The 13524-nt window shown below is 34.5% G+C and carries 8 protein-coding genes; 2 read left to right on the plus strand and 6 right to left on the minus strand.

All coding sequences use genetic code 11. From position 1 onward, the window contains the following. Positions 1-68: 68 nt before the first annotated feature. From GBO31_RS06955 to GBO31_RS06980, 6 genes are all read right to left on the minus strand, one after another. Positions 69-671, minus strand: coding sequence for an REP-associated tyrosine transposase (locus tag GBO31_RS06955; protein WP_219007611.1), 603 nt, complete (start codon positions 669-671; stop codon positions 69-71). A 493-nt stretch (positions 672-1164) separates the two neighbouring features. Next, positions 1165-1476, minus strand: coding sequence for a hypothetical protein (locus GBO31_RS06960; protein ID WP_219007612.1), 312 nt, complete (start codon positions 1474-1476; stop codon positions 1165-1167). Next, complete coding sequence (locus GBO31_RS06965) at positions 1477-5679, minus strand: DUF6443 domain-containing protein (protein ID WP_219007613.1); 4203 nt, start codon at positions 5677-5679, stop codon at positions 1477-1479. It abuts the gene before it with no gap. Between the two features lie 13 nt (positions 5680-5692). Continuing rightward, on the minus strand, positions 5693-9409 hold the full coding sequence (locus tag GBO31_RS06970) for a hypothetical protein (protein ID WP_219007614.1): 3717 nt from the start codon (positions 9407-9409) through the stop codon (positions 5693-5695). Between the two features lie 284 nt (positions 9410-9693). Next, positions 9694-11232 (minus strand): Rne/Rng family ribonuclease, encoded by a 1539-nt coding sequence (locus GBO31_RS06975; RefSeq protein ID WP_219007615.1) that lies wholly within the window; start codon positions 11230-11232, stop codon positions 9694-9696. A 281-nt stretch (positions 11233-11513) separates the two neighbouring features. Then, positions 11514-11804 carry an HU family DNA-binding protein gene (locus GBO31_RS06980; RefSeq protein ID WP_024768281.1) on the minus strand — a complete coding sequence of 97 codons (291 nt, stop codon included), beginning with the start codon at positions 11802-11804 and terminating at the stop codon, positions 11514-11516. Between the two features lie 131 nt (positions 11805-11935). Between GBO31_RS06980 and mutY the strand changes: the two genes are divergently transcribed. Both mutY and GBO31_RS06990 read left to right on the plus strand, forming a co-directional pair. Beyond that, positions 11936-12994, plus strand: coding sequence for an A/G-specific adenine glycosylase (gene mutY, locus GBO31_RS06985; protein ID WP_219007616.1), 1059 nt, complete (start codon positions 11936-11938; stop codon positions 12992-12994). A gap of 40 nt (positions 12995-13034) precedes the next feature. Next, the gene (locus tag GBO31_RS06990; protein WP_219007617.1) at positions 13035-13502 is read left to right on the plus strand and encodes a single-stranded DNA-binding protein; all 468 of its coding nucleotides are present in this window, start codon (positions 13035-13037) and stop codon (positions 13500-13502) included. The last annotated feature ends 22 nt before the right edge of the window (positions 13503-13524 follow it).

Raw genomic sequence — 13524 nt, forward strand, 5'->3', positions numbered from 1 at the left:
TTTTTTTTCGCTATCGCTAGTTTGTAACTAGTGGCATTTTGCTCTTCGAAGTTTGCAACTTCGAAGGATCACCATGAAATACTTTTCCAAAAGTTATGATCGCTATTAATACTAACAATAGGTACATCGGTTAATGTAATTTCTATGATGCCGTTTCCATTTACATAGTTGGAAGCACTAGAATAATTATAATATGAAGCTTTGCTTACGATTCCAGATCTAACAGGATTTAAATGAATATAATCCAGTTTAGACCATAAGAATTTTTGACTGTAAATTTCTTCAGGGTGATTTCCATATTTCCAAAACTGAAATTCTTTATTGCGATTATGAGTGTTCGTAGCTTTTTTAAAAATGTTCAACATCCATTCTCTTCTGCTTTCAGGTTCTGATTGTATCTGTTTGATAATTACTTTTGCCGTATGTTTTTTAAAATCTCTAATTAATCCGGAAAGATCATTTTGATTACTCTGAATAATCATATGAATATGGTTACTCATTATTACATATCCAAAAAGAACCATTCCTTTATATTCAATACAATATTGTAGACTCTCTATAATAGTATCTTTATATCTTTTTCTTGTAAAAATATCTACCCAATCAAATACAGTAAATGTTATAAAGTGAGCTTTTGATTGATCTCTTATTTTGTAGCCATCTGTTTGCATTAAATGAATATACTAATAAATAACTGTTTTACGAAGTGCAAGTAATGCTGCGAAGTCGAAGACATTCGCAGAGCTTATTTAGAACTTCGAAGGATTATTAATGATTATTATTAAGTTTGACATAAAAACCAGTTACAAGCTCATGTAACTGGTTCTTGTTTTTATTTATGTTTTTACAGCTACGAAGTTGCAAACTTCGTGTTCTCTTTTACATTCTTACTCATACTGCTGCGAAGTTAAAAACTATCGCAGAGCATCACTCTTCGAAGAGCTGGGGAGTTAAAAACTATCGCAGAGCATCACTCTTCGGAGAGCCGGGTTATTAATGATTATTATTAAGTTTGACATAAAAACCAGTTACAAGTTGGTGTAACTGGTTCTTGTTTTTATTTGTGTTTTTACAGCTACGAAGTTGCAAACTTTACATTCTTACTTATACCGCTGCGAAGTTAAAAACTATCGCAGAGCATCACTCTTCGAAGAGCTGGATATATTACCATTCGTGGTTCTTTTCATTAATCTGAGAATCATCTTTAAAAATCTTACTCAATTTTTTTCCACAAAAAGGACAATATTCTATAAATAACAATTTGGATTCTTCGGAAGATAGTCTTCCTGAATAACCATCCGTAAGGACATATTTTAGTTTATCGTTTTCAATAGGAAAACCTCTGTTTTTACTTTCTTCAATAAATTCGCTAGAGTTTTTAATAACTCTAAAATTTATTCCTGATTCAGAACTTACATCATACAAACCTTTCAATTTAGTACAGCAAGCTTTGTCACGTTTATTACTTAAAATCATCTATTTTAATGGATTTGCTAATTTATTTAATGCTTCAACCAGTTCTTTTCCAATGAATTGAAATTCATTATTAACTGCTCCCGTAGCTTTGTGTATACCTTTAAATCTATTTAAAGATCCTGATTGTTCTAAAAATTTTAAAGCGTATTGAGATACTCTATATGATACTACCTGTCCACCATTTTTAACATAAGTAGCTGCAACAGCAGCATTATCAGTTAAAAATAATGACAAAGAACCTGCTTCTGACCCTGTTGTTCCTCTAAAAAGTGTTACAGCCTCGTCAAATTCACTAACAGGTTTAAGTAATTTCACAAATCTAGAGGAAGATACTGTCGTTGTTACTAATTTTCCTCCTCTAGCCAATGTAACAATCCATTTTCCTCCCCTAAAAATAACTCTTATAGCACCTCCAATAGGAATAGCTAAAGCTCCTATTGCTATGTAAAAATCTTTTTCTTTTTCAAGATAAGCTTCCCGTTCTTCATCACTTAGACTTTCAATATGAGCTCGACGAGCTAAAGTCGTTCTGTGTTCTACAGAATTAGCTGATCCACTATTTGCACAGCAAGTACCATCAGCATTTAGAATACCTCCTTCACTGCTTCCGTTGGAAGAATCTCCACTATTACTATTGTCAGTTACTGTATTGCCATTGCCATCAGAGAAACTACCATTTCCAGTATTTGTCCAAGTAGTTGAGCCACTACTAGAATTATTCCAAATATCATTTATTAAGTCTTCAGAGTTCGCTCCACTTGGGTCAGCCCAGAATACAGGATTATTATCAAAAGCATTATAGGGTGATAAAGAATGATGTGTAACAGGATCAATCCCTGTCCATCTGGCTATAGTCGGATCATATTGGCGAAGAGGCATCTCATAGAGATTCAATCCTAAGGATTCTTCCAGCTCAACACCATTGTATTTAAAATCTAACGCTTTATTGCTATCTGTGACCAGACTATTATACCCCTTATGTTTTAACCCAAAAGGATAATAGTTGTTTTCTTCTAAGATTTCACTTGCTGCTGATCCCGGAATCACAACAATATTACCATCATTATTCTTATCAGAATAGGATAGTCTGATATTTCCTAAATGGTCTTTGTATTGGTAGATGTAGTCAAAGGATGAGATTGCCACGCCATTGCCCGCAAATATCGGTTCTACATATCCTTCAGTGGTGCTCATAAATTGTAACTGTCCATTTTCATAGATATAGTTACCAGCATATTCTGTTGTTAAAGAACTTCCACCAGAGACAATCTTTTTTTGTTTGACTCCAGTAGCGTCGTAAATATAGCTAATATTTCCCACGTTGGATCGTACCTGATCATTTATTGCTACCGATGTTGGTAAGTTTAAATGATTATAGCTAATCCCAGTAATTCCCTTATTACGGTCGATGGTCATGTTCCCGTTTACATCGTATGCATAGTCATTACCTGTTTTATTACCATCATAAAACCCTAGGGTAGATGAATTATTATCAGTTACTCTTAATAATTTATTACTTGATGAAGAATAACTATAGCTTAGATTATCGATTTGGTTATATGATCCTACTCCATTGGTTGTATTTCTTAAGAGCGTTAACATATTCCCCATTTTATCATAAACATAGGTTGTATTGTATTGTCCAGTGTAAGCATTCATATTGTCAGTAAATCGACTGATTTTTAATCGGTTTAGATTGTCATACAAATACCCATAGGCTCTTTTGGTATTGTCATTTTTGGTTTTCCATTGAGTTTCACTAATGTTTCCATTAAATAACGCTGGTACTCCAATGCCGGCAACAGTTGGTTTATTATAACTAATCTTAAAAGTAAACAGATCGTCTCCAATACTATTCACATCATTGATATCGGTAAGCCATCCACGTACATTGTATTTGTAATCCACGGTTTGTAATGGTGCCTGTTCTGCATTTCCTACTTTTTTACTTTCTAACTGCCCAAGCTCATCATAATTGTTTTGTACAATCAGCTCTTCAGGATGCGAACCAATTTGTTGTTTTTGGGTTAATACTCTTCCCATATGATCATAGGTAAAGGTATCAGTAGTGACAATAGCAGCATTACTTCCCTTAGTATGTGTGGTTTTTACTTTGATTGGTTTTCCAGTAAAATCTAATAAGCTCTCTGTAATATCCGTAGTATTCAAATAATCATTACGATTACCAGTCCATATCACTTGTCCTTTAGCATCATAAGCCATCACTGTAGTGATCCATTGATCTGTTCCTAGTATGCGTACTTTAGATCCTGTAACTAATCCTTTGGTGGTATTGGTAGTGGCTACTCCATATACACTAGCAGGTTTGCTTAACCCGTCTCTATCAAAAGTATAGTTGTCATAATAATTGATGGTTAAAATCTGATCTATAAACCTTGGGATAGCATTATTACTGTAATAAAGTGTTGTTCCTGCTAAAGTGCTATTACCAGTCTGTCTATTTTCAAATTGAGTGTAGGTAGTATTAGTATCTGCAGAAGTTTGTTGCGCTGCTCTTGAGCTATTATTTTTTATAATACCTGTATAGGCCACTCTTCCAAAAGCATCATATTTGGTAAACAGCCATTCTTTAGGAGATTTTGCTCTCTGATTAGCATCTTGCGTCATCACTGGTTGATCCAGTTTGTTGTATACAATATACTCCCAACCCATTCCAGGTATTTTCTTTTCTACCAATCGGTTTCTTTGATCATATCTGTACTGATATCCCAGTTCATTGAGTTCTGTACCCGATATTCCATTGTCTACTGTCACCTTAGGAGGGAATACATAGGACAGATTTCCAAAATCATCATACACATAATAGGTGTCATGCTCGACATTACTATTGTAGGTTCTTTTTAAAATGACTCTTCCACGTTTATCTGTATATTCTTTTGTAGTATGATTATTACCATCACTTGAGCTCCAGTTCTCATCTTTAGTGATCGATACAAAAAGTTCATTTGCTGGATAATTTCCTACCTTTTGTAAAGTTGGCACTAAGGTGTTTCCACTAGTATAATTCACTTTAAAATAGACAACATTATCAGCAGCTATATTTAAAGTTCTATCCAGTTTGATGGTATGGTCATCTCCAGATATTTTCGCTTGCCAATCCAATCCTGGTGCTGCTTGTTTTAAAGGTCTACTCAAAGGAGAAGCTTCAAAAATTGTTTCTGAATACGGATTAGGAGTATTTTGATACTTTGGTGTATTGTAAAACGCATTCAGTTCTGTTAATGGATTGGTATAGATCGCTCCATTTTGGGTATCATCAGATGCATAGGGTAAATACTCTTTGGCTTTCCTACCATAGGTATCATACTCATAATGAGTAATGATATCTTTAGGTTTGGTTTGTTCCAATAGTTCTATAATAGGCTCTCCATTTCCATCAATTTTTGTCAATACAGGATTCCAAAAATATTGGCGTGTTCCAGTATCTGTAGCATAGTATAGATAACTTCTAAATCGAGAGTTTATAGTGTTATTTCTCCATTTATAGTCATTTCCTGATTTTACTTTATTTCCATTGATATCATATACTCCACTCATTCCAGAGTTACTACCTGTATAGGTATATGGATGTATGATACCTACTAATAAATACCACTGATTAAGATTCGGCATATCACCATGCCAAAAGTAAGGATTGTTATTAGCAGTACCACTTAGATTATTTACATTTTGTGTACCATGATACGTATTACCATTTTGCGATCCGGTACGTTTTACCCACACCGTATAGCGATAGGCTACATTTTTATCTACAGCAATATAGTCCGTATTCCAACCACCATCGGCATCATTATTACTGTCATTACCACATCTCCATAAAAGGGATTGTTCTCCAAACGGATTGGTTCCAAATATTCGTTGGTTTTCAGAAGTTTGTCCGTTTTGATTAAACAAAGGTGTGGATCCTGAACCTGTTTTCCAGTCATCCGTCCAATCTAAAATATTGGTATTTTGTTGTTGTCCACCAGCTCTTACGGCTACAGATTGTTTGGCTCTTCCTAATCCATCAAAATAGTTTACCGATACTATCTTATCACTTTCTAATACCTGTGATTGTTGTCCGTCTTGCACTTCGGTTTGATAAGCGGTGGTTTGTACATAATTTTCTGATGTTGTCTGTGCGCTTGTTATGGTAGCTACTAATACAGCAACTACAGTCATCAAATTTTGTAATGTCTTCATGTTGTGTTCTGTATTAATTGTTTTTATAATTGTATGTATTCTCTGAAAGGATATTTCCATCCTGATCTTTTACTTTAGACAATCGATTCAGGGTATCATATTCATAGAACATGGTATATCCACGAGGATCTGTCATACTTTTTACACCTACCATTGGGTCATAGATATAATAACTCATTTGTCCATTAGCAAAGAATGGTTTAGTTCGCAGCGTTTCGAACTGCCCTCTCATAGTGTTTTCTTCTCCAAGGGTGTTTTCGGTATTAGAACCAGCTCTTATCGTGTTGATCAGGCTGGTCACATCTCCAGGCATTCCACTATAGGTAGCATTATCAATTTTGGCAATTGGATATAGCTCATTATACCCCCAGATGTATATCGAATGTGTGCCATCAGTTTGTGAGACTTCTAAAGGATTTCCATAGGTGTCATAGTTATGGTATTGCATTCGTTTTTCAAGAGCTGCTGTTCCTTTGGCCGTRTATACAAACTCTGGAAATATCTTTTTTGCATTTCCCCACAATCGATAATCGGTTCGTTGTTTAGAAAGTAAAGAAGTTGTACTTCCTCGTTTGGAATAAGCCTCTACTTGCAAAGGCATCCCGATACGATGGGTAGTGATCATCTTATCAATGGCTTTATTAGCATTAGTACTTAAGGTTCCTAACTGCGATCTATCTTGTGGATAATACAATTTAGAGATGGTGATCTCTCCATTATTTTGAATCGTCTCTGTTCTGGTGAGTTGTTTATGAGTAGCATTATCATAGAAGTAATTGGTTTTCTTCTCTAGAATTTGATCATCAAAAAACTGCTTGTCGATAGTTTCTTCCAATCGTGTCCATACAGGAGTGAAACGATAATTATTGGCGAAATAGGTGTTCATTGGTTTTACAACACCTCCTACGCAAGGATAAAGATTACAACTAGCCTCACCGGTTATTCCATATACAAGTAATGAGTAATTACCTTGACTTGATTGTGTTGTCACGCAAGCTTTGTGATAAATATCCACAGGCATCATAAATAGTCCATTTAATGGCATATTTGTGTCAAGTGCTTGTTGTGTATAGTTTTGTGTAGTTTGCTGAACTATGCTTTTCTGATCATTATAATGGGTTGTTGTTTTTACTTTCCCATTGAGATGATATCTTGTATAAAAGGGTCTGTTTTCTTGTGTAAATCCTTCATCCTGATTATAAAATGTATAGGTAGTATGTCCTTCATATATGGTTCCTCTAAAGCGAACTTCAGATACATTCGAATAGGTAATATTATGTTTGGTTTTAGGAGCCAGATTACTACTATAAAAGGTGAAAATGTCTCCATCTACATATTCGGTACTAGATCCACCTCCTAAGTTTGATCCTCCACCACAGCCTAATGGATTTACACGAGAAAATCTTCCTGTATGTTTTTGCTTTTTAGAAAAAACAAGCTTTTGATGAATGATTCCAGAAGATGTAGTTTGATTATTCATCATATCTAATGTTACAGCTTGATCTTCGGCAATGGTATCATAATAATAATAATTGGTAATAGGAGTTGCACTGCTATTTGGTCTGCTTTCGGTTTTTAATAATCGTAACCCACCGACTTCGTTTTTTATAGGAACGGCATTTTCTCTAATCAGGCTATAGGTGATTCTTAAAGAAGAATCAGGTCTTCCATTTACCATTAAAACTCTATAATCTCCTTTGGGAAGTGTTAGCGTAACATCTGCTCCTGGATTGGAAGACATATACATCACATCAGGATGATTAGGTCCCATTCCAATAAGCTCACAATAAGATTTGGCGGGAAATCCATTATCACAATATTCATAAGTGTCATTCGGTACCCTAATAGAACATCCATTGGGTTGTAATCCACTATCTGGACATAATCTGGTTTCACATCCCGTTCCAAATCTAGATTTATAAATTGCTATAAACCGAACTTCATTATTGTTGACACCACCATTGTTGCTTGTATACTCAATATCAAATACGATAGGCTTGTTCTTATTGTTATCATCAATGGTAAAACCTTCTTTTACTGCATTTTGTAAATTGTAAAATTGTCCAAGATCATCATTATTACAAGTAGCAACATCTTCGGTAACGTGACTGTTACTACCTCCTTGCACACTAAAGTAATTAGTGAAAGTTCCATTTGCTCCTTGTAGTTTTGGTCCTTGGTGCAATCCATAGGTAAATGTGCTACTTCCACCAGTAGGATAGGTAATCTTTTTCAAGGTTCCATTGATTGCACTAGAGAGAAGAGCAGAACGATTTGCTCCAGAATAGCTTAAATCTACAGGTGAGATTCCGTATTGTTCATTGTATTTTATAGAATTACCTAAAGCTTTCGCGTTGTAATAATCAACAATACTATTGCTATTACTTCCGTTCTGATATCCCCATAGATCAGCGCCTCCACTGGCAATATGAGGTAAGCTGTTAGGATTGTGATATTCAAAACTATGTACTTTATCTTGAGTGTTATCCACAGCATTTACTTCTCTAATCTCATCTAATTTTAAACGTTTATTTCCAAAACTACTTCCATTAGTGGTAGCAGTAAAGTAAGAATAGTTAAAGTCAAAATCTTTTATCCTTTGTCCCACGGTATTGAATACGTCTATGCCGGTAATAGCTGATCTTCCTGGTAAATCTTGTCTGGAAAGCGCATGTTGTAGTGCTACAATTTGTTTGTTATTATGATAGATTGCTAAAAGATTGAACTGTTTTATTTTGTAGAGTGTTTGACTATGCTGACTTATTTCAGAAGAATATCTAGTATTATTTACTACAGGATGATAATAGATTTCTTGCATAGTTTGTACGGGAAGAGGCACTTCCTGAGTGTAATATTGTCCGGCATCATATGCAAATGTGATATGATCTTCTGTATCTGCTGTCTTGATATCAGAAATATACCAAGAGGATACATATTCTGAGACATATTCATTCTGAGAAGTACTATATTGGCTTTCGGTATATTCTTTTTTAGCAAACGTATAGATAGTTCCTTGGGTATCAGTAAGGATCCAAGAGGTAATTTCTGGTTGAGTGGTTCCAGTAATAGTGTAATCAATTTTTATAGTAGGATCTTCGATACAGAACACTTGATATTTTCCGTTTTCAGTAACATCATAATTGATAGCAATCGTGCCGGATAAGCCATTAATCGAAAAGCTAAACGTATCCGCTTGTGTATCGATATTATTGAGGTTGTAATTCTCCATGAAGGATTCTGCCAGCGCCAAATCTTGTAAATTATCATAACTAGTCATCTGTGGACTGTTATACAATACTTCTAATGCATCTCTTGTAGATGGATTTGTGATATGTACATAAGACCCAGAAGATTGATCTGGTAATCCTTGAACTTGTCTGGAAACGACACCTCCGTAATTCAGGTTCCAACCCAATCCTACATTGGTAGCTAATTGATTGACTTTGATTCCTGAGGCATCATAAGTCATACTGATAGGAAGCGAAAAACGTTTACCAGCTACTTGACAGATAGGTACTGAAATAGAAGGAGTACCGGTGAAATGATTTAAGGGAATATCTCCGTATTTTACAAAAGCTTCTGCTTCTGGTGCATTAGGAATGGATATGTTTCTTGCTAATTCTGCACTGTAATCAAATGCCGAAGAAGCGTTGCCATCATCTACTAATTGCGCATACCCAAATCTCACTACCATCAAAAAGAGTGTGAGACACTTTACAATGTTTCTCATAAAATTCACTGATTTATTTACTATACTTTTTTTGTTTTTCTTTAGGAGAATGTTTGAAAGAAAACTCCCCTGTATTACTATGTGTCATTTATAGAGTAAGTGTTACCATGATTTTTGGATTTTTTTGAAATATTTTTTTGGAGAGGGTTTTTAAGTGTCAGGAGTTGGGTGTTGGGCTTCGAGAACCTCAGCCCTCAGCAATAGGTTAATTGTATTCGCTACGAATATCTAAACAAAGTGTATAAAAAAACCCAGCCTACTATAGTAAACTGGGTTTGGATTATTTATTTTATCACTTCTCCATCTTGATCATGGAAATGATATTCTAAATACGTGTAAGCGTCTCTAGGTATAATTTTTACCCATCGTTTATGGTCAAAAAACCATTTGGATCGGGCGGATGGAAATCCTTTAGTTAAAAAAGCTGCAATAAAAGGATGCGTGCTTAGCGTTATCTTTTTATGATCTTTTTTAATTAATTTTTCTAAATCGACCTTTATTTTATCTACTAAAACTATGGGCGCCTCAACTTCGCCATTTCCTCCGTTAGGATTTTCCTCACGGGTTTTGATATTCATTTCTGGTCGAACGCGTTGTCGCGTAATTTGAATCAAGCCAAACTTACTTGGCGGTAAAATTTTATGCTTCGCCCTGTCGTCTTTCATCTCTTCTCGTAAGTGGTTGAAGAGTGTTCTGCGGTTATCGGCATTATTCATATCTATAAAATCGACTACGATAATACCTCCCATATCTCTTAGACGTAGTTGGCGAGCAACTTCGGTTGCACTGATTAGGTTGACTTCTAGTGCAGTGTCTTCTTGGTTTTTGGCTTTATTAGATCGGTTACCACTGTTTACGTCAATAACATGCATTGCTTCAGTGTGTTCAATTACCAAATAGGCTCCCTTACTCATGGATACCGTTTTACCAAAACTGGTTTTAATTTGTCTTTCGATACCATATTTCTCAAAAACAGGTACTTTAGACGTGTGTAACTTTACAATTGATTCTTTTTTTGGTGCAATTTCTTGCAGATACTCCTTAATTTGGTTGTAGAGATCTTGTTCATCTACAACAATAGAGGTGAAGGTATCATTAAAAACATCTCTTAATATCGAAGATGCTCGATTCATTTCACCTAAAATTTTTGATGGATGGTGTGCTTTGTATAATTTCTTACACATAGACTCCCATCGGTCCATCAAGTTTTGCAAATCTCTATCTAGCTCTGCTACTTTTTTGCCTTCCGCTACAGTACGGACAATAATTCCGAATCCTTTTGGTTTAATACTTTTAACAAGTCTTTTCAGACGTTCTTTTTCTTCTGAAGATTCTATTTTTTGAGAAATAGAAACTCGGTTAGAAAAAGGTACTAAAACAATATATCTACCAGCAATCGAAAGTTCTGAACTAATTCGAGGGCCTTTTGTAGAAATAGGTTCTTTTACTATTTGTACCAATAGCGATTGATTTGACTTTAACACGTCGGTTATAACTCCGTGTTTATCAATATCGTTCTCAAAAGAAAAATTCTTAAGAGAATAATCTTTTACTTTACCTGTGCTTACACGTTTAATGAATTTTAATAAAGAAGATACTTGAGGACCCAGATCATGATAATGCAAGAATGCATCTTTTTCATATCCTACATTTACAAATGCAGCGTTTAGACCTGGAACAGCTTTACGAATTTTGGCAATAAAAATATCACCTACCGAAAAATTACTGTCGTCTTCTTCCTTATGTAATTCAATTAGTTTTCCATCCTTTAATAAGGCAAAATCTGTAGAGGAACCAGATCTAATGATCAATTCTTTGTTCACTCTGATTAGATTTTTATTCGCCGAGGCGAATGGATTAAACAAATTTTTTCACAGGAATTTTTAATAATTCCGTTGAAACAAAGTCTTATAAAGGTAGTGATATAAGAAACTCTATTTCGATTTCAAAGAACATTCTTAATACCAGAAAAAGTAGTTAGAAAACTACTTTTTCTTATGGCGATTAGCTCTTCTTCTTTTTTTACGCTTGTGCGTAGCTACCTTGTGTCTTTTACGTTTTTTACCACTTGGCATAGTGTGTCAATTTATTGATTATTAATTTTTTACTTAACTTCTACGTTAGTTTTCACACCTTCTACAAATACTTTCGCTGGCTTAAATGCAGGAATATTGTGTGCAGGTATTTTGATTGTAGTGTTTTTAGAAATGTTACGTCCAGTTTTTTCAGCTCTCGTTTTGATGATGAAGCTTCCAAATCCTCTTAAGTAAACGTTGTCTCCACTCTCTAAAGAACTCTTTACTTCTTCCATGAATGTTTCAACAGTTGCCTGAACATCTCCTTTTTCAATTCCTAATTTTTCTGAAATTTTTGCTACAATATCTGCTTTAGTCATTATATTACCTATTTAGGGGTTTTTAAATTTTCAAGGGGGCAAATATAGCAATTTAAAATCCAAAATATCAATACTTAAGATGAAATTATCATCTTTTAAAGGTTTAATTTTGCAAAACTTATGATTTTCTTATGATTTTTTCTAAAAAACTCATTTCGTGGTACTTACAAAACAAAAGATCAATGCCTTGGCGAGAAACTACCGATCCATATCGCATTTGGTTGAGCGAAATTATCTTGCAACAGACTCGAGTTGCTCAAGGATTACCTTATTATTTGGCTTTTACAGAGCAATATCCAACTGTTTTTGATTTAGCAGATGCAGATGAGGAACAAGTGCTAAAATTATGGCAAGGTTTAGGGTATTATTCCAGAGCAAGAAATTTACACACTACTGCAAAGTATGTAGCCAATGATCTTAACGGTGTTTTCCCAACTTCATATAAAGATTTATTGCAATTAAAAGGTGTTGGTGATTATACGGCAAGTGCTATTGCTTCTATATGTTATGATGAAGTGGTACCTGTAGTAGATGGAAATGTATACAGAGTTTTATCTAGGTACTTTAATATTAGCACTCCTATTAATAGTACTGAAGGAATTAAGGAGTTTAAAAAAATGGCTATTCAGGTTATTGATCCAGAACAACCGGCAACCTACAATCAGGCAATCATGGAATTTGGGGCGCTACAATGTAAACCACAAAATCCTTATTGTATAGTGTGTCCTTTAAATGAAAGTTGTGAATCTTTACAAAAAGGAACAGTTACCTCTTTGCCAGTGAAATTGAAAAAACTCAAAGTTAAGAAGCGCTATTTTAATTATTTGATTTTCTCGGTAAACGATCGACAGACTATTATAAGACAAAGAACAGGTAAAGGTATATGGCAAAATTTATATGAATTTCCACTTATAGAAAGCGATAAGGATGTGGATCTGGAATATATCACAAAGCATTCAATTGTAAAAGATATTGTTGGAGAGGTTTCTTATGACATTTCTGTTTATAAAGAAGAGTTTACCGTCCATAAACTATCACACCAACATCTGTACACAAGATTCTATATAATAAGGACAGATGAAATCCCTAAAATAGATGAAGGATCTAAGTTGGTGCCTATTGATGAAATCAAAGAATATCCCGTTCCTATATTATTAGGTAATTTTATAGATTCCTTTTTTAAGGTATGATGCTTTTTTATTACATTTACTATAACTAATAATAAAGAGTATGTCTGGAACGTTGAATAAGGTAATGCTGATTGGCCATACAGGTGATGAAGTGAAGATGCATTATTTTGAAGGAGGGAACTGTATTGGTAGATTTCCACTGGCAACTAATGATTCTTATGTAAATAAAACCACAGGAGAAAGAGTTACTTCTACAGAGTGGCATAATATTGTGGTACGTAATAAAGCTGCAGAGATCTGCGAAAAGTATTTAAAAAAAGGAGATAAGGTATATATTGAAGGACGTCTTAAAACCAGAAAATGGCAAGACGAACAAGGAAAAGATCGATATAGTACCGAAATACAGTGTACCGATTTTACATTTTTAACTCCTAAAACTGAAGGTCAGCACGCTGAAATAGTTCCAGAAAAACAACAACCAACTATGGGTAATACTCCATCAGTTAGTACACCACAATCGGTTTCATCTTCACCATCAGATATGGAAGAAGATGATCTTCCGTTTTAATATGTTTAACTAAACTGCTATA

This window comes from Aquimarina litoralis, assembly GCF_019295435.1.
GTDB classification, from domain to species: Bacteria; Bacteroidota; Bacteroidia; order Flavobacteriales; family Flavobacteriaceae; genus Aquimarina; species Aquimarina litoralis_A.

Coding starts and splice junctions, on each gene's coding strand:
- GBO31_RS06955 (WP_219007611.1), bottom strand. CDS start 671: ATGCAAACAGATGGCTACAAAATAAGAGATCAATCAAAAGCTCACTTT.
- GBO31_RS06960 (WP_219007612.1), bottom strand. CDS start 1,476: ATGATTTTAAGTAATAAACGTGACAAAGCTTGCTGTACTAAATTGAAA.
- GBO31_RS06965 (WP_219007613.1), bottom strand. CDS start 5,679: ATGAAGACATTACAAAATTTGATGACTGTAGTTGCTGTATTAGTAGCT.
- GBO31_RS06980 (WP_024768281.1), bottom strand. CDS start 11,804: ATGACTAAAGCAGATATTGTAGCAAAAATTTCAGAAAAATTAGGAATT.
- mutY (WP_219007616.1), top strand. CDS start 11,936: ATGATTTTTTCTAAAAAACTCATTTCGTGGTACTTACAAAACAAAAGA.
- GBO31_RS06990 (WP_219007617.1), top strand. CDS start 13,035: ATGTCTGGAACGTTGAATAAGGTAATGCTGATTGGCCATACAGGTGAT.